Genomic DNA, 16,999 nt, shown 5'->3' on the forward strand with positions numbered 1-16,999 from the left:
CCCCGATGGTTATGTTATAATATGGTCATAAGGGAGGAACTGAGGATGGAGCTTCGATTTGCGGTCGTAGAAGACCGCCTGCCCGACGCTCAGCGGTTGGAGAGCCTTTTGCGGCTGGCTTTCGGCGGCGGGCAACCATTGGTCTGTGACCATTATGAGAGCGGCGACGCCTTTCTGGCGGCGTTCCCCTCAAAAAATTATCAGGTCGTTTTTCTCGACATCTGCATGGAAGGCACCAACGGCATCGAGACGGCGCGCATCCTGCGCCGGGCCGACCCCGACCTGCTGCTGGTGTTCGTGACCTCGTCCCCGGAATACGTATGGGACGCCTTCCCCGTCCACCCCTTCGACTATCTGCTCAAGCCCTACCGGGAAGAAAAGCTCTTCCAGCTGGCCGACGAGCTGCGGCGGGTGCTCTTCCGGGCCGAACCGGAGCTGGAAGTCCGCATCGCACGGCAGCAGGTACATCTCCCCCTGCGGAAGATCCAGTACGCCATGGCCCAGAACCACTACGTCCGCATCGTCAGCGACGACGGCGAGTGCCGGACCGTCTCCACCTTCTCCCAGGTGGAGCAGCTGCTGCGGGCGCAGGAGAACTTCATCGTCTGCAACCGGGGCGTCATCCTGAACATGGACAAGGTGCTCCGGCTGGACAGCGACTGCTTCGAGATGCTGGACGGCACCTGCCTGCCCGTGCGTCAGAAGGATAAGAACACCCTGTTCGCCCAGTTCACACAATATCAGTTCCGCCATATGCGGCGGGAGCTTTGACGCCGAGAGGAGGCCCGACCTTGGACTTTTCTTTATTTGGACGCTATTTTCTGGACCTCGCCGTCTTCTACCCGGGGGCATTCCTCTGTCTCGCGCCCCTGTGGGAGCATGTGAAGGCTCCCCGGCGCACCGCTGTGCTGGCAGCCACTCTCGTCACTGTCATCTGCCTTGCAGCGGCGGCCCTCTGCGCCATCTTCGAGCTGGACAGCAACATCCTGCTTCTGCCCACCCTGCTGGCGGCGTTCTGGCTGCTGCGCTGGCGGGTGGGTCCGGGAGTTTCCGTGAGCCAGACCGCCTTTCTCTTCGCCGTCTCCGGCGTCATGACGGCAGTCTGCTCCCTGCTTTCCGTGGTGCTCAACGCCCGGGCTGAGGTGGGCAACGACGCCCCGGCCTGTCTCGTCTCCACCTCTCTGCTCAAGCTGGGGCTCTCGGCCGTGCTCTGCATTATCTTCTGGTTCACCGCCGTCCAGTGGAGCCGCTGGCTGCTGCGGGAGTACCGGGGCGAAGCCTTCTGGCAGTCGGCGTGGCCGCTGCCCACCATCTACGCGGCTTTCCTCGTCTTCTGCATGCCGCTGGACCCGGCCGTTGTGCTCATCAACCGTCTGATGATCATTGCTGTCCTGGCCGTCACCATCTCTCTGCTGGGCATCTTTTTGCTGCTGTACGAGATGTATCAGGTGGCCCGGGAGTACACCCGCAGCGCCCAGCTCGACCGGGAAAACCAGCTTCTGGCCGTGGAATCCCGCCGCTACACCGAGCTTCGGACCTATATGGAGCAGACGCGGCATCTCCGCCACGACTTCCGCCAGCACCTCCACGTCATCGCCGGACTCACCGAGGCCGGGCAGGTGGATGAGCTGAAAAATTACCTGCACCAGTACGAATCCGAGCTGAGCGAGGAGCGTCCCACCCTCTGCGCGAATCCTGCCGTGGACGCTCTGGCCGGTCACTACGACCACGAGGCCCACAGCCTCGGCGTGCCGGTGGACTGGCGGCTGGAACTGCCCCGCCAGCTGGCCATCCCGGAGGCTGACTTCTGCATGATGCTGGGCAATCTGTTGGAAAATGCTTTCCACGCCAGCCAGAAGCTGCCGCCCGAACAGCGGCAGGTGAAGGTGCTGGCCCGGATGCTGAGCCCCGCCATGCTGGGCCTGCTGGTAGAGAACCGCTATGACGGTGTGCTCAAGCGCCAGCAGGGCATCCTCCACTCCACGAAACACGACGGAATGGGCATCGGCCTCGTCTCCATCCAGACGGCCGTTTCCAGATATGGCGGTTCTATGACCGTCGAGACCGAGAACGGTTTGTTCCGGGTGAATATTTTATTGAACCTTTAACCTCTCCGTCACGCCTGCGGCGTGCCACCTCCCCTACCGAGGGGAGGCTGAGAGGTCATGTTATCAAAAAAGGAGGACTCCACCATGAAAATGACCCGACGCAACTTCCTCAGCGCTTCCGCTCTCACACTGCTGTCCTGCCAGCTGGCCCCTGCCGCCAGGGCAGACTGCCTTCTGTCCGGCCTTTTCCACGGCGCAGACACCGCCCTGCCGCCGAAGCCTCTGACGGCGAAAGTCGTGGACGCCAACCCCTTTATGGGCCGCAGCGAGTCAAACATCCACCACGACTGCTACAACACCGACTCCACCGACGCCGTCCTCCCCGTGGGCATCTGCCCCGAGGTCAACGTGGCAATGGAAAAGACGAACCCCAACGCCTCCCCGGCCATCTTCTTCGACAACTTCGATAACCCCGTCAGCCCGTTCCTGGGCGGTCTGGCCATCCGCGACCTCGACGCAGAAGAAGTCCGCACCATCGGCTTTTTCTCTCCCGCCAAGCACGACGGCGGCGGTTATCTCATCCAAAGCTCCTATTCCTTTGTGGACGGGCGCAACCTCATCGTCTGCCCCACCAGCCACAACCATGTGCTGATGCTTCGCGCCACCGACGAGAAGGGTACGCCTCTGCCGGTTTTCGAAAAGGTACTGGACATCAACATCAAAGAGGCCGCCGAGCGGGTGCTTGGCCGCAGCCTCGAGCAGAATCTGCTCTCCATCGTCTTCGACTACGACGGCAACCTCTGGTTCGTCACCGGCGGCTTCCGCATCTACCCCAGCCGCGGCCAGCAGGGCGCGATGGGCTACATCTCCCACAATGCCATCGAAGCCATCCTTGCCGGCGGCACCGCCGACCTCGACCACGAAGTCCATGTCTACGCTCCCGCTCCGGGCGAGGGCGCTGAAAACGGCATTGCCTCCTGCCGGGAGGGTGCGGTCATCCTGACGAACCTTGCCTGCTACCTGCTGCGCGCCAACGGCGGCGTTGAAGTCGTCTGGCGCACCCCCTACGACAGCGTGGGCGCAAAAGACAGCCGCGAAGGCGCTGCCACCACCGGCGGCGGTCTGGCATGGGGCGGCGGCTGCTCGCCCTCTCTGAGCCGGGAGCTGGTCTTCTTCACCGACAACCTCGAGACCGTCAGCCTGATGGCCGTGGACATCCGCACCGGCGAAGTCGCCGCCAGCCACCCGGTCATCGACGAGCTGCCCGCCAACATGCCGGTGTCGGTGGAAAATTCGGCCATCGTCTACGACCACGGCAATGGCCGGGTCAGCACCATCGTCTGCAACTGGTTCGGCGCAGGCAGCCCCAACCTCGCAAAGCCCGACAGTGACTCTTCCATCCAGAGCTACGAGAACATCTACGACCGCAACTGGCTGCTCAAGGGCAACTGCATGATCATGCCCGGCGTCGAACGGGTGGACACCATCCGCACCGCCGACGGCTGGACCATGAAGAGCGTCTGGTGCCGCGACGACCTCAGCGACACTTCCATGATGAAGCTCTCCACCGCCACCGGCTACATCTACGGCTTCGTACAGGACGTGGACAGCGGCATGTGGCAGTACATCGTGCTGGACTTCGACACCGGAAAGACCGTCCTCACTGTGGACGTCGCCTCCCTCTACGGCTACAACAACATGGCCATCGGCATGTACGCGGGCCGTGACGGCAACAAGCTCTACTGCCCCACCGGCTACAAAGAGCTGCTCCGCCTGCAGGACCGCTTCGTCTTCCTGCCCGAGATGCCCTACCGCAAAGTCGATCTGGACAAGACCTCCCGCCGGGTGCTTTCGGCGGCAGAGTTCCAGGCCGCTGGAGGCGCCGGCACCCCCGCAAGCTGGCTCCACACCGCCACCCTCGACAACCTCCACCCCGCGACGACTGTTTCTTTCCGCATCAACGGCCTGACTGGAAATGCCGCCGACTATAAGCTCTTCGCCCTCGGCACGGATGGCCGCTACCACGAGGTGTCCGACTGGCACTTCGACGATGCCCCGGCCCGTCTCAGCGCGAAGAAGGTCTACACGATCTGCCTCACCGCACAGGACGGCGGCAGCTTCGACCTCTCGCCCGACGCCAAGGAAGTCACCCTTTCCATCGTTCTGGCCCGCTGAATCTGACAAAGCAGGAGGACTCCCGCCATGAAAATGACCCGCCGCGATTTCCTCAAGCTCTCCTCTGCCGCTGCCGCCGCCTGCGGCGTCACGCTGCTGCCGGCCCAGAAAGCCGATGCGGCTTCTGCCATCCAGACCCTGCTGGAAGAAGCTTATCTCTACGCCTTCCCGCTGGTGCTCGTGGACGCCACCAAGACCGTCTCCACCAACACGAAGACCGCTTCCGCCAGCCGCGCCCCCGTCAACCAGTTCATCCACGCCCGGAAGCTGCTGGACGCTTCCAGCCGCACGGTCGTCAGCCCCAATGTGGACACCATCTACACGCAGGCGTGGCTGGACGTCAGCGCCGAGCCTCAAATCTACGTCGTGCCGGAGGCCGACCGCTTTTTCAACGTGCAGGTACTGGACGCATGGACGAACACCGCCGCCGTGCTGGAAGCACCCGGGGCCTACGCCATCGCCTACTCGAGCTGGGAGGGCACGCTGCCCGAGGGCGTCCGGCGCATCGACATTCCCACCCGGACGGTCTGGACCATCGCCCGCATCATGCTCTCCGGGCCGGACGACCTGCCGAACGTGGCGGCGCTTCAGGGCCGGATGCAGCTGATGCCCCTCTCGGCCTACCCCGCCGGGCTGGCCGCTGCGCCGGAAGGGAGCTATTCTCCGGAGAACGATTTCGTCCCGGTGCAGAAGGTACTCGCCATGACGCCGCAGGAGTTTTTCGACACCGCCAACCGGCTGATGGAGACAGACCCGCCCGCCGAGGCGGACGCGCCTCTTCTCCGCAGCCTCGCGGCCCTTTCCGTCGGCCCGGGCCAGCAGTTCGACGCCTCCGCCCTCGGCCCTCTCGGCGGGCTGCGCTGGAAGCGGCTGCTCCTTCAGCTCAAGAGCAGCCTCCGGGCACAGGCAGCACGCTATTCCCGCCAGATGGGCCAGTGGATCTACTATGGCGACCCCATCGGCAATTTCGGCACCGCCTACGACTACCGGACGATGGTCGCCCTGATGGGCCTCGGGGCCAACACCACCGACATCGCCATCTACCCGCGCACCTCCACCGACAGCGCCGGGGCCGACCTTACGGGCCAAAAGACCTACACGCTCCACTTCGACGCCCTCCCGCCCACAGTGGGCAACGGCTTCTGGTCGGTGACGGCCTACGGCGAGGACAACTTCCTCATCGACAACCCCATCAGCCGCTACTGCGTGAACGATCGTTCCGGCCTCCATCGGAACGCCGACGGCTCGGTGGACGTCACCCTCTCCAAGGACGCGCCCGAGGACACTACCAACTGGCTCCCCGTCTCGGACGAAAAATTCCACCTTTTCCTCCGCATCTATAAGCCCGACTGGACGGCGCTGGACAGCTTCCCGCCGCCGGTCATCTCTGTGAAGTAGCAAAAACGCCATCTGCGTCTCGGCGCAGATGGCGTTTTCATCGTTACAGCGTTTTACAGGGTGCTCAGCAGGCGGTGGCCGCCGTTCTGGTCGGCGGCATAGAGGGTGGTGCGGTTGACCTGATTGTCCAGCGGCAGACCCTCAGCGTAGCGCTTGAGGTTGTGGATGAAGATGTCCACGATGTTGTCCAGCGTCTTGGGCAGGCTGAACTTGCCAGAGTTGTGGGGCGTGATGATAGCGCCCGGCTCACCCCACAGCGGGTGGTCGGCGGGCAGAGGCTCCGGATCGGTGACGTCGAGGCCCGCACCGAAAATTTTGCCGCTGCGTAGGGCCTCCACGAGGGCGTCGCTGTCCACGGTGGTGCCGCGGCCCACGTTGATGAGGATGGCACCATCCTTGCATTTGGCGAAGCGCTCGGCGTTGAACAGCTTGTTGGTCTCAGGGGTGCCGGGCAGGCTCAGGGCGATGAGGTCGGCCTCGGGCAGCTCCTCGTCCAGCTGGCTCTGGGCCACCACACGCAGGCAGTAGTCCGGGCAGGGCGTGTCGGGGTGGACCGTGCGGCGGACGCCCACCACCTCAGCACCCAGCATATGGGCGCGGCGGGCGAAGTTGGAGCCGATGTCGCCCATGCCGACGCAGAGCACCCGCGCCCCGGTGATGCCCCTCACGGGGCGGTCAATGGGAGCCCACTGGCGCTGGTTCTGACGGTCGCGGTAGAGGAACATATCCTTCTGGATGCCCAGCCACATGGCCAGCATCCACTCGCTGATGGCCAGACCGTAGGCACCGGTGGCGTTGGTCACCATGCAGTTTTCGGGCAGGACACCGGGCTTCAGGTAGGCGTCGGGGCCGGCGGAGTTGGACTGGAACCACTCGATGTGCTTGTTCTGGCGGAGCATCGACACCGGTGCGTTGCCCAGCACGATGTCGGCCCAGAGCACATCTTCGGCGTGGACGTCGTCCAGCGCGTTGAAACGGAATTCAAATTCCGGCACGGATGCCTCCAGCGCGGCGCGGTGGGCGTCGTTCAGGGGCAGACATACCAAAACTTTTTTGTGCATAGGGATACCCTCACTTCCTGTGTATTCTTCTATAAGGATACTCTCCCCCGCCCCGCTCCGCAAGAGGCAAAAGGACCGCTTTCTTAAGAATTCCTTAGGATCTTATCCCACAAATCCCAAGAAGTATGTGATAAACTGTCCACAATGCAGAAAATCTGCTATACTGATGCTATGCACGGAGATTTTGAACTATGGGTGAACGCGTGGCATGGAGCCGAGAGGATATTATCGTTGCCTATGCGCTGTATTGCATTACGCCGCTGAACGATATTCGCCCCTCAAACAAATTGATACAGCAGGTCGCTTGTGGCTTTTCCCACTCTGTCAGTTCTCTTGTTATGCGTATGAAAAATTTTGCAGCTATCGACCCCAATTCAATGCTCATGTGCGATAAAGTAACACAACTAAAATAAAGAAAGACAGCCCACTATTCCGTAAAATAATGGAGAGTAATAGAGAAAACGTTTTTTCTATGCTAAAATAGGCACATAAAGTAGAATGACAATCAAGATATACAAGAAAACGCTTAAACTCCACCGTTTGTCATGTAATTGTATAGCTCACTTGCTGGAGTGCAAATGAGTATTTTGATAAGATTTATACACAAAATCAAAAGGAGGAACGCATATGGAGTTCGCAGAAAAACTTATAGCACTACGCAAAAGTAGAGAATTAACACAGGAACAACTGGCTGAGCAGCTTAATGTTTCAAGACAGTCTATTTCAAAATGGGAAAGTGGAGTTTCCCATAGTTAAAGATACCACACCAAATATGATGAACCCACGCTTATACACTACCAGCTATAATAAACCGCAAGGACAGCAATTTGATGATACTGCTGTCCTTTCTTTTATAAAATTGCAGTACACATAAAAAAGCTGTAAAATGATAAATATATTTGTCCTTGTAACATTTCACGGACATTTGCCTGTTATACTATCTGCAAAAAGCAAAGGAAGTGAGGATATGAAGCAGATTTTAATTGTCGAGGACGACAGTTTTTTGAATAAGATGTTGGCCTATAACCTGACAGCAGACGGCTACGGCGTGACTTCTGCCCTAAATGCCAGAACCGCAGCCGAAGCCATCCGCCAGCGGGAATTTAATTTAGTGCTGCTGGACATCAACCTGCCGGACGGGAACGGTTTTGAACTGTGCAAGCTGATAAAGCCCCAGCACCCGGATACCATCGTGATTTTCCTGACCGCCAACGATCAGGAAAGCGACCAGATACGGGGCTATGAGGTGGGCGCGGTGGACTACATCACAAAGCCCTTTGTGATCGGGGCCTTGCAGCGGAAAATCAAAGCCATGTTCGCCATGCTGGAACACCACAAACCGGCCAAGGACATTTACGACGACGGGCGGCTGTTTCTGGACTTCTCGGAACAGACGGCTTCCTTAAATGGCAAGCCCCTGACCCTATCCCCGATGGAGTACAAAATGCTGAACCTGTTCCGCAAAAATCCCCGGCAAGTGCTGACCCGTGGGCAGCTTTTGGAAAAGCTGTGGGATATAGACGAAAGGTTTGTAGACGAACACACCCTGACAACTTCTATCAGCCGGATTCGCAGCAAGATTGAATCCGACGGCGGCGCGCCCTACATCAAGACCGTTTACGGCATGGGCTATCAATGGACGGGAGGCGAGGCAAAATGAAGTTTCAAAACCTCTCGGTAAAGCGGCTGTTTGGCCGGGTGGCAATAGGGTTTGCCCTCTCCATGTCCGGGATCACCATAGCCCTTTTTCTTGTGACAAAACAGACGGCGGTGCTGCTGACGGGCGGGGCGCTGCTGTTGTGCGCCCTTGTAGGGATTTTTGTACTGACGCAGGCGTTTGGAAAACGGTTATCACAGTTTACCGCTGACCTGTGCCAGACCTTAGACCACATGATTGCCGGAAATGAAGCGCCCCAGCGGCCAGAGGACAGCGAAACCCAGCTTGCCAGAATCGGACACCGGCTGGCAAGGCTTTACCAGATCATGCAGGAGAACCGCCGCCGGGTGGACGAGGAACGGCAGGAGTTACAGACCCTTGTATCGGATATTTCCCATCAGGTGAAAACGCCGGTAAGCAATCTGAAAATGGCGACGGACACCCTGCTGGAAAAGCCTATGGCCGAGGCAGAGCGCACCGACTTTATCCGGGGAATCCGCAGCCAGACGGATAAGCTGGACTTTCTCTTTCAGGCCCTTGTGAAAACCTCCCGTCTGGAAACAGGCGTGATCCAGTTGGACAAGAAACCGGGCCGCCTCTTTGATACCGTGGCACAGGCCATGAGTGGGATCGTGTATGCAGCGGAGAAAAAGGAAATCGCCGTGTCCGTGGACTGCCCGGAGGATTTGACCGTTTCCCATGACAGCAAGTGGACATCGGAAGCCCTCTTTAACCTGCTGGACAATGCGGTGAAGTACACCCCGGCAGGCGGGAAAATCACTGTGTCTGTGGTGCTGTGGGAAATGTATGTGGAAATCAAAGTGACCGACACTGGCAAGGGCATTTCCGAAAGCAATCAGGCCGCTATCTTCCAGCGCTTCTATCGTGAGGAAGAAGTACACGAACAGCAGGGTGTGGGCATTGGCCTGTATCTGGCCCGCGAGATCGTAACGCGGCAGGGTGGCTATATCAAAGTGGTTTCGGAGCCGGGCAAGGGTTCGGAATTTTCCATTATGCTTCCCTTGCGTTGAGAGAAACTTTCTGCTTCGGGTCAAGTTGGCCCGAAGTGCAGAGATAAAATGAAATGTCCGAGCGTTGTAACATTTCACCTCAATTTTCAATGAATTTTTTTAGCCGCTGTAACATTTCGCGGACATTTGGGTTTTACAATACACTCATCAACAGGTAGGAAACCTTGAAAGGAGTTTTGAATATGAGCGTTTTACAGACGATTGACCTGAAAAAGTATTACGGTACAGAACCGAACATTACCCGCGCCCTTGACGGCGTGAACTTCTCCGTAAATGACGGTGAGTTTGTGGCCGTTGTGGGAACCTCCGGCAGCGGCAAGTCCACCCTGCTTCACATGATGGGCGGGCTGGACACTCCCACCAGCGGAACAGTGATTGTCCGAGGCGAAGAACTGGCAAAGAAGAACGACGAGCAGCTTACCATCTTTCGCCGCCGCAACATCGGCTTTATCTTCCAGAACTATAACCTTGTTCCGATCCTGAATGTGTATGAGAACATCGTCCTGCCGGTGGAGCTGGACGGGGACACGGTGGATCAGAAGTTTTTGGACGAAATCGTTCACCTGCTGGGGCTGGAAGATAAACTGAAAAATATGCCGAACAATCTTTCCGGCGGCCAGCAGCAGCGTGTGGCTATCGCCCGCGCCTTGATTACCAAACCGGCTATTGTGCTGGCCGACGAGCCGACCGGCAACCTTGACAGCAAGACCAGCGCCGAGGTGCTGGGACTTATCAAGCGTACCAGTGCGGAGTTTCGGCAAACTGTTGTGATGATTACCCACAACAACGACATTGCCCGCCTTGCAGATCGGATTGTCCGCATTGAGGACGGCAGGATTGTGGAATAAGGAGGTGGCAAGCTATGACATGGCCTTTTGAAAATGATACCAGTGACATTGAAAAGAAGCTGGCAAAGCGCAGTTTGCATCGTGAACGGCAGCGTAATTTATTTGCAATCATTGCTCTTGTGCTAACTGCATTTATGATAACTGCGACATTCAGTATTGGTTTTAGTTACTTTGAAACCTACCAAATGCAACAAATTCGGTTAATGGGAACTACCGCTGATGTCGGAATCACAAATGTAACAGAAAATCAGTTGGTTGACATTTCAAAATCAAACCTTGTCCTTGACGTAGGTATACAGCAGCGTTTAGGCAGTGTTGATACAGAGCAACTGCAAAATGCGAGATTAGGTATAGTTTGGATAGATGATACCGAGTGGGAACACCACCGTCTTCCTACTATATCAGGTGTTGTAGGAAATTACCCATCAAGTAAAAACGAAATTATGCTACCTACATGGGTGCTTGAACAGATGGGCATTTCTGATCCGCAAATAGGGATGGAGATTGTGTTGTCGTACCAAATTGGCGATAGCTATAATTATGTCTCAGACACCTTTTTGCTGTCGGGCTACTATACGGACTACATTCCAATGCGCACAAATAATCGTGGTTATGTTTATGTTTCATCCGCTTTTAAGGATAGCTTAAATGTATCACTGGATAATAGTGTTACGGCAATGATCCGTTTTCAAGGCAATGATAATGCTGACAAAAACTGTGAAAGATTGCGGCGTGAGATTGACTTTACAGAAGGGCAAACATTTGAAATTGCACCATTAGAACAGGCAAATGGTGGAACTATTATTTTAGCTGTAATAATTTTAGCAGTTTTTATATCCTTTAGCGGCTATCTGCTGATTTATAATATTCTTTATGTCTCTGTCGTAAAAGATGTGCAATTCTATGGCCGTCTTAAAACGATTGGAACGACCCAAAGGCAGATAAAAAGAATTATCTATAAGCAGGCAATCAGAATCTCTTGTATTGGTATTCCGATTGGTCTGTTACTTGGTGCGGTTGTTTCCTTTGGCATTGTTCCTTACTTCCTGAATATGATGTATTCAACAAATTCTGATGTGGGAACAAAAGTATCTTTTTCGCCGTTTATTTTCATAGGATCGGCCATATTTACGTTCATTACCGTTATGATTGCAAGCATGAAGCCCGCCAAAATTGCCGGAAGTGTTTCACCAATAGCAGCACTCCAATATACAGCAGCCAGCACAAAGAGCAGCGCCAGAAATTGTAGCAAAATGAAGTTGTCCAGAATGGCATGGAACAATGTCTTTCGTAATGCTAAGAGTACAACCCTTGTTTTTGCATCGCTTTTTTTCGGCCTTTCCTTGTTCCTTGTCGTCACAGGGCTATTACATGGTTTAAGCCCGGAGAATTATGTGAGCCAATGGGGAGTAAGCGATTTTGCACTCACATATAGTATCCACGAAAGAGAAGATTTAATTTCCAGCGAAATGGTTTCAGAGATTGGTCAGCTTGACGGCATTGAGAATTTGAGGTTGACCTATGCACCTTATCCTCAAGTAGCAGCAGATGTTGTATATGACGATGCTGTATTTCACGAGTTTCTTGCGTCATTAGACGGAGTAAACGGCATTGATTTTTCTGATCCGGCAAAATTAGAAAATTATCAGCAAAACTTTTTTAGCGGGGTTTTTGGAATTGACAGTGCATATTTGGAAGAAATCAATAAAACCTTAAACTTGCCTATTGACACGTCTGCCTTTGAACAAGGAAAGGTTGTGCTGCTGTCCAAAACAGTAGAAGGCCTTATTCAGCCGGGGCAGGAAATAACAATCCAGACGCAGAACGGACAGCATTCCTTTATTGTAGCGAACGGTTATTTGAATGAAGGGTTTCGAGCAGGTGGAGACAATGAGAGAGGGACGGCTCCTGATTTGTATATTAGTCAAACAGCTTTGAAAGAACTCTTTCCGCAATATAGAGTGTTCCGCGTGGCCTTTGATACGGATGGTCAACATGACGAAAGTATACTGCAAGAATTAAAGCAAATCACCGCATCACAAGCTAACATTGATATTATATCCCGATATGAACGGCGAGAAGAAATGCAGGAATATCTCATTACAGCAAAGGTTTTAGGAACAGGGTTGTCCGTGATCCTGCTGCTTGTTGGTGTCATGAACTTTGTCAATACAATGGTTGTCAATGTAAATACTCGGCGCTATGAATTAGCTGTTCTTGAAAGCATTGGAATGACAAAGCGACAAATCAAACGAATGCTATTTATGGAAGGTTTCTATTATTGGGGCGTTTCCCTTTCCCTTGCAGTCACCATTGGAACAGCAATCTTCATCTTGCTATATATGGTTTTTAGTAAAGTGGCCTATTATGCTGTTTTCTCCTATCCATTTATCCCACTGGTGCTGGTGTCTGGACTGGTGTTGCTAATCTGCCTTATTGTGCCTATATGGGTCTACAAAACTGACGTTAACCTTCCAGTTGTGGAACGATTGCGGTTGACAGAGTGAGTTTTATCAAATAGCAAAACATCCTTAGATCAATCATATCGAAGCGGAGCAGATTTTAGCTGCTCCGCTTCTTTAGTATTTTTCAAAAAATTCTTTTGAAATGTCCGAGCTTTGTAACAATTCAGCCTGTTTTTCTGTCGAAATCAAAGGCACCTCGGACATTTATAGTTCTTCCAAAAGTTTGATGATAATATTACCATTCATGGAAGAAGCAATCTGTTATTGCAATAATGCGAAATTGACGATAGAAAGTTTTTCATATCTCGGTCAGCTCAACAATTACATTACTCTGCTGATACAGCCAGTCCGCAAATTCTTTCGGGCTGGCCATTCCTGTTTTTACAGCTTTTTTTCTCTGTAAGGCTTCTTTCTTAAAGTCAGCAAAGGCAGCCTGTATTTTTTCCAGACGGTCAGCCGGAAAGCCTGCGGTATTTTTTACCCGGTTTATTTTGTTGCGCCAGTTCTGGCATTCATTTTTATAAAGCAGGTCATAGTTATTTTCTCTTGCCCTCTCGTCAAATTCCCGCTTGTTTTGAAGCGCCTGTGCTTTTCGGCATTTGTCACTGCACAGCTCATATCGCTGGCTCTTTGCCAGAAAATATTTCCCGCAGACCTTGCACTGCCGGAAACAAAGCCCCCAGTCATTCAGCCTGTTCAGATAATAGGTAATCAACGGGTAGAGGGACGCATAGGCAGACACACATTCTTCTGTGCGCCGGTTGTCCGGGAACCAGAGGTCAAGCCGGGTATCTTCTGACGGTGCGCCTTTGAAATAAAGGCTGCCAGCTTGAAAATGTTTCGGTTTTCCTGTCTCCCTGTCAAAGCTCATGGTTTCGTTTTGGAATACCCCGGTCAGTCTGCTCATTTTATCCATGAAGCGGTCACAGGCAGCGTTACGGTCACGGGGTTCTCTGGCAAGCAGATAGCTGTTCCAGATACGGAACGCCACATACATTTTCAGAGGGTCATTGCTAAGATATTTTCCCCAGAGAAATTCGCTTGCCGTCTGCTCCAGCTCCGGCTGTTTCCATCGGTTGGAGCGGAGGGCTTGCCGCAGCGGAGAAAGCCCGTATAAGTTCCAATCTCTGTCCGTGTCACGCTCAAAGTTTATCAAAAAAGTCCCCAGCGGGCGTTTCATATCACAAAGCACCTCGGCGTTTTGGCTCCCGTTCAGCTGGAAGCGGATCTGCTGTTCTTCCCCAATCAAAATCCGCTCTTTCATTTTCTTCCTGTCCAGCGTCAGGACAAACAAAATCCTCTCAAAACATGGCTCATGCCGTATAAACTGATTCTCCATCCCTATCCCCTGCCTTTGTCTATGGTAATTATATAATTTAGTTATATCCGTTACACTCATGGTAACGCAGAAGCATTGTTTTGTCAATGATGGTCCGCTATGATGATTGTAGTTGGTAATTTCGTACCACACAGTACCTTGACAAGTGAATGACCGTCCAAAAGGGATATGACCGGCAGGAGAAGTGACGCATCCGGCGCACCAATGCAGGGAAACACCGCAGGAATGGGGCAGGAAAACGGCTTTGGGGGAGAACGGCAACAGGAAGCATTTTAACCTATTTGATTTATGGGAGGAACAGAATGAACGATAAAAAGAGATTGAACAGCTACGAGGATTTACCTCTGGTTCTGGATGTGGCGGACATCCAGCGGATTATGGGAATTTCAAGAGCGAGCGCCTATGAGCTGGTACACACCCCCAGCTTTCCGGCGTTCCGCAGGGGCAGGCTTATCAAGGTCAGCAAAATTGCTTTCTTTGAATGGATGGCAAAAGGCTCTGAAACCGTACCGGGAAGCGACAAATAAGCGTGAGGTATTATCCCCTGACTGCAATACCGCCGCACTTTCCAAAGGGGCATACAGAGGGAAAAACCTTAAAAATGATACCGAAACGCTACGCCAAAACAGCCTATCTGCGTACATCAGATAGAAACGGAGGAAGGAGCCGGTTATGGCAAGAATGAGCAACAAGCGGCGGCTGGAATGGTCTTTCTTCTTAAATGACCGCAGCCGTATCACTTACAACGAACTGTGCCGGAAATGCCAGCACGAATGTAAACAGAGCTTCCGGGCGGTTGTGGTTGACTGCCCGAAGTATCTTTCCAAGCGTTCCAAGAAAAAGGACAAGACTGCCGGAAACGGCAAAATCCCTTAGGAACTAAGGGCGCACTTCTATACATAGTCTAAAGACCATGTATCGTGCGTCCTGCGGAGCTTACCTCTGCCGCTGATAAAATCAGCAATCCGAGGTCTGCGTTCGCTTCGCTCCGACAAGGTGGCTACACCCCCTTGCGCCGCTAAAGCGGCTATCCCCTGTGTACCCGCCGCAAAGAGAAATCCGCTCTGCGGTTTTCCCTTTTCATCGGGTTTTATAGAAGCACTGACACACGGACTGTCTGCGGATGGTCTTTCTTTATCTTATCAGCAAAGGATGTGAGAACATGGAAAAATCTTTGGAACAGTTGAAGCAGGAATATGAAAAAACCACTGTCCTGCTGGAACAGGAAAAACGGAAAATGCAGCGTTTGAAAAACCGGCAGGCGTATCTGGAAAGCGGTTCCCGGAAACAGAGGACGCACCGGCTGATTACCCGTGGGGCAGCTATTGAGAGCATTGCACCACAGACAAAGGAGCTATCCGAAGCGGAATTTTATTCCCTCATGGAAAGCATTTTGAATCTGCCGCAGGCGGAGCATTTCATCCGGTCTGCCACAGAGAACCACGCCCGTATTTCCGGGCAGGAGAAAGGCGGTGACTAAGGATAGCACTTTATCATTTTTCAATCGCACAGATCAAGCGCAGCGCCGGTCAGAGCGCCATTGCCAGCGCAGCCTATCGAGCCGGGGAGCGTCTTTACAGCAGCTACTATGGAGAAGTCAGCGACTACACCAAAAAGGGCGGCGTGATCGCTTCGGAAATCATGCTGCCGCCCCATGCGCCGGAAATATATCTTGACCGGGCGACCCTCTGGAATGCTGTGGAGAACTGCGAGAAACATCCAAAAGCACAGCTTGCCTATTCCTTTGATATTGCCATGCAGAATGAATTGACGCTGGAAGAAAACATGGAGCTGGCGAGGAAGTTCGTACAGGAGCAGTTTGTGACAAAAGGCATGATTGCCGACCTTGCTTTTCACAGCCCGGAGAAAGAGGACGGCGGCATCCCTAACCCGCATTTTCATGTGATGACAACCATGCGCCCTTTGAACCCGGATGGCACATGGGGACAAAAACAGCGTCGGGAATATCTTCTTGATGAAGATGGAAACCGAATCCGGGATAAAAACGGCGATTATATGTTTAACGCTGTCCATACAACAGACTGGCATGAGCCGGAAACGCTGGAACACTGGCGGGAGCAGTGGGCGGCTGCCGTTAATACAAAATTTGAGGAAAAAGGGCTGGATGTGCGTATCGACCACCGTTCCTATGTGCGGCAGGGGCTTGACCTGATACCTACTGTCCACGAGGGAGCTAATGTCCGGCAGATGGAAGCAAAGGGCATCCGCACCGAGAAAGGGGAACTGAACCGCTGGATTAAAGCCACCAACCGGCTCATGCAGGATGTGAGGAAGAAGATCAAAGCCCTGTTTGTCTGGATGGCAGAGGTAAAAGAAGAACTTTCCAAACCGCAGACACCGAGCCTTGCCGACCTGTTGATCGCTTATTACAACCAGCGCAACGCAGGGGCATGGAGCAATAAAGCCAGAACCGGAAACTTAAAGCAGTTTGCCGAAGCCGTCAATTATCTGACGGAAAACAAGCTGCTCACATTAGAGGATTTGCAGGAGCGTCTTTCCTCTGTCAACGAAGAATTTGAAGCGTTAAGCGACTCCATGAAAAAGAAATCTGCCCGGATAAAGGAATTGCAGGAATTGATACGGGAGGGCGAGAATTACCAGCGGCTAAAACCTGTTCATACGGAATTGAACAATATCAAGTTTAAGAAACAGAGGGAGAAATTTGAAACATCCCACGATGCGGAGTTACGGCTGTTTTATGCCGCCCGCCGTATTTTGAAAGAAAAACTGGACGGAAAACCCATTGCCCTGAAAGCATGGAAACAGGAATACGCACAGTTAAAAACAGAGTATGCCGAACTGTCTCCGCAGCACAAGCCACTCCGGGAGGAAGTCATACGGCTACGGCAGGTGCAGAACGCCGTAGATACCGCACTGCGCCGGAGGGAGCAGCCACAGGCAGTACAGAGAAAGAAACATGAGATGGAGCTATGATATAACCGGCAGCTTTACCGCT

Annotated in this window: 15 protein-coding genes and 1 pseudogene; 14 read left to right on the top strand and 2 right to left on the bottom strand. The window is 53.6% G+C overall.

All coding sequences use genetic code 11. From position 1 onward, the window contains the following. The first annotated feature begins 45 nt into the window (after positions 1–45). From F3G95_RS05105 to F3G95_RS05120, 4 genes are all read left to right on the top strand, one after another. Positions 46–771 (top strand): LytTR family DNA-binding domain-containing protein, encoded by a 726-nt coding sequence (locus F3G95_RS05105; RefSeq protein ID WP_149794107.1) that lies wholly within the window; start codon positions 46–48, stop codon positions 769–771. Between the two features lie 20 nt (positions 772–791). Further along, positions 792–2,108, top strand: a complete 1,317-nt coding sequence (locus F3G95_RS05110; RefSeq protein ID WP_149794108.1) for a GHKL domain-containing protein — start codon at positions 792–794, stop codon at positions 2,106–2,108. Positions 2,109–2,192: 84 nt separating this feature from the next. After that, a complete protein-coding gene (locus tag F3G95_RS05115) occupies positions 2,193–4,223 on the top strand; it encodes a hypothetical protein (protein ID WP_188117514.1) in 2,031 nt (676 codons plus the stop codon). A 27-nt stretch (positions 4,224–4,250) separates the two neighbouring features. Further along, positions 4,251–5,621, top strand: coding sequence for a DUF1254 domain-containing protein (locus tag F3G95_RS05120; RefSeq protein ID WP_149794191.1), 1,371 nt, complete (start codon positions 4,251–4,253; stop codon positions 5,619–5,621). 53 nt (positions 5,622–5,674) lie between these two features. On the opposite strand, the gene F3G95_RS05125 is transcribed toward F3G95_RS05120, so the two are convergent. Beyond that, on the bottom strand, positions 5,675–6,682 hold the full coding sequence (locus tag F3G95_RS05125; protein WP_149794109.1) for a D-2-hydroxyacid dehydrogenase: 1,008 nt from the start codon (positions 6,680–6,682) through the stop codon (positions 5,675–5,677). 191 nt (positions 6,683–6,873) lie between these two features. On the opposite strand from F3G95_RS05125, the gene F3G95_RS05130 reads away from it, so the two are divergent. The 6 genes and pseudogenes from F3G95_RS05130 to F3G95_RS05155 all read left to right on the top strand — a co-directional run bounded on the left by F3G95_RS05130 (position 6,874) and on the right by F3G95_RS05155 (position 12,725). Beyond that, positions 6,874–7,095 carry a hypothetical protein gene (locus tag F3G95_RS05130; RefSeq protein WP_149794110.1) on the top strand — a complete coding sequence of 74 codons (222 nt, stop codon included), beginning with the start codon at positions 6,874–6,876 and terminating at the stop codon, positions 7,093–7,095. A 214-nt stretch (positions 7,096–7,309) separates the two neighbouring features. Then, a pseudogene (locus F3G95_RS05135) lies at positions 7,310–7,423 on the top strand (helix-turn-helix transcriptional regulator); the annotation flags it as partial. A gap of 226 nt (positions 7,424–7,649) precedes the next feature. Next, positions 7,650–8,342 (top strand): response regulator transcription factor, encoded by a 693-nt coding sequence (locus F3G95_RS05140; RefSeq protein ID WP_007890426.1) that lies wholly within the window; start codon positions 7,650–7,652, stop codon positions 8,340–8,342. Continuing rightward, positions 8,339–9,370 (top strand): HAMP domain-containing sensor histidine kinase, encoded by a 1,032-nt coding sequence (locus F3G95_RS05145; RefSeq protein WP_115714960.1) that lies wholly within the window; start codon positions 8,339–8,341, stop codon positions 9,368–9,370. The genes F3G95_RS05140 and F3G95_RS05145 overlap by 4 nt, the downstream gene beginning before the upstream one ends. Before the next feature lie 182 nt (positions 9,371–9,552). After that, positions 9,553–10,218, top strand: coding sequence for an ABC transporter ATP-binding protein (locus tag F3G95_RS05150; RefSeq protein WP_115714959.1), 666 nt, complete (start codon positions 9,553–9,555; stop codon positions 10,216–10,218). Between the two features lie 14 nt (positions 10,219–10,232). After that, entirely contained in the window at positions 10,233–12,725 is a 2,493-nt protein-coding gene (locus tag F3G95_RS05155; protein ID WP_115714958.1) for an ABC transporter permease, read from the top strand. Between the two features lie 256 nt (positions 12,726–12,981). Here the strand turns inward: F3G95_RS05155 and F3G95_RS05165 are convergent, their stop codons facing one another. Next, positions 12,982–14,022: a DUF6076 domain-containing protein gene (locus F3G95_RS05165; protein WP_110104246.1), complete on the bottom strand. Its 1,041-nt coding sequence runs from the start codon at positions 14,020–14,022 to the stop codon at positions 12,982–12,984. Between the two features lie 302 nt (positions 14,023–14,324). On the opposite strand from F3G95_RS05165, the gene F3G95_RS05170 reads away from it, so the two are divergent. From F3G95_RS05170 to mobQ, 4 genes are all read left to right on the top strand, one after another. Then, positions 14,325–14,549: a helix-turn-helix domain-containing protein gene (locus tag F3G95_RS05170; RefSeq protein ID WP_110104245.1), complete on the top strand. Its 225-nt coding sequence runs from the start codon at positions 14,325–14,327 to the stop codon at positions 14,547–14,549. 145 nt (positions 14,550–14,694) lie between these two features. Beyond that, positions 14,695–14,898: a hypothetical protein gene (locus F3G95_RS05175; protein ID WP_004614949.1), complete on the top strand. Its 204-nt coding sequence runs from the start codon at positions 14,695–14,697 to the stop codon at positions 14,896–14,898. A 286-nt stretch (positions 14,899–15,184) separates the two neighbouring features. Further along, positions 15,185–15,502 (top strand): DUF3847 domain-containing protein, encoded by a 318-nt coding sequence (locus F3G95_RS05180; RefSeq protein WP_008816380.1) that lies wholly within the window; start codon positions 15,185–15,187, stop codon positions 15,500–15,502. Positions 15,503–15,561: 59 nt separating this feature from the next. After that, entirely contained in the window at positions 15,562–16,977 is a 1,416-nt protein-coding gene (gene mobQ, locus F3G95_RS05185) for a MobQ family relaxase (RefSeq protein ID WP_085953783.1), read from the top strand. Positions 16,978–16,999 lie beyond the last annotated feature (22 nt).

The organism is Faecalibacterium sp. Marseille-P9312 (assembly GCF_902497445.1).
GTDB classification, from domain to species: Bacteria; Bacillota; Clostridia; order Oscillospirales; family Ruminococcaceae; genus Faecalibacterium; species Faecalibacterium longum.

Excerpts from the sequence above, each read along its gene's own strand:
- F3G95_RS05115 (WP_188117514.1), top strand. The coding sequence starts at position 2,193 with ATGAAAATGACCCGACGCAACTTCCTCAGCGCTTCCGCTCTCACACTG.
- F3G95_RS05120 (WP_149794191.1), top strand. The coding sequence starts at position 4,251 with ATGAAAATGACCCGCCGCGATTTCCTCAAGCTCTCCTCTGCCGCTGCC.
- F3G95_RS05105 (WP_149794107.1), top strand. The coding sequence starts at position 46 with ATGGAGCTTCGATTTGCGGTCGTAGAAGACCGCCTGCCCGACGCTCAG.
- F3G95_RS05130 (WP_149794110.1), top strand. The coding sequence starts at position 6,874 with ATGGGTGAACGCGTGGCATGGAGCCGAGAGGATATTATCGTTGCCTAT.
- F3G95_RS05150 (WP_115714959.1), top strand. The coding sequence starts at position 9,553 with ATGAGCGTTTTACAGACGATTGACCTGAAAAAGTATTACGGTACAGAA.
- F3G95_RS05170 (WP_110104245.1), top strand. The coding sequence starts at position 14,325 with ATGAACGATAAAAAGAGATTGAACAGCTACGAGGATTTACCTCTGGTT.
- F3G95_RS05175 (WP_004614949.1), top strand. The coding sequence starts at position 14,695 with ATGGCAAGAATGAGCAACAAGCGGCGGCTGGAATGGTCTTTCTTCTTA.
- F3G95_RS05165 (WP_110104246.1), bottom strand. The coding sequence starts at position 14,022 with ATGGAGAATCAGTTTATACGGCATGAGCCATGTTTTGAGAGGATTTTG.
- F3G95_RS05125 (WP_149794109.1), bottom strand. The coding sequence starts at position 6,682 with ATGCACAAAAAAGTTTTGGTATGTCTGCCCCTGAACGACGCCCACCGC.
- F3G95_RS05155 (WP_115714958.1), top strand. The coding sequence starts at position 10,233 with ATGACATGGCCTTTTGAAAATGATACCAGTGACATTGAAAAGAAGCTG.
- F3G95_RS05180 (WP_008816380.1), top strand. The coding sequence starts at position 15,185 with ATGGAAAAATCTTTGGAACAGTTGAAGCAGGAATATGAAAAAACCACT.
- F3G95_RS05140 (WP_007890426.1), top strand. The coding sequence starts at position 7,650 with ATGAAGCAGATTTTAATTGTCGAGGACGACAGTTTTTTGAATAAGATG.
- F3G95_RS05145 (WP_115714960.1), top strand. The coding sequence starts at position 8,339 with ATGAAGTTTCAAAACCTCTCGGTAAAGCGGCTGTTTGGCCGGGTGGCA.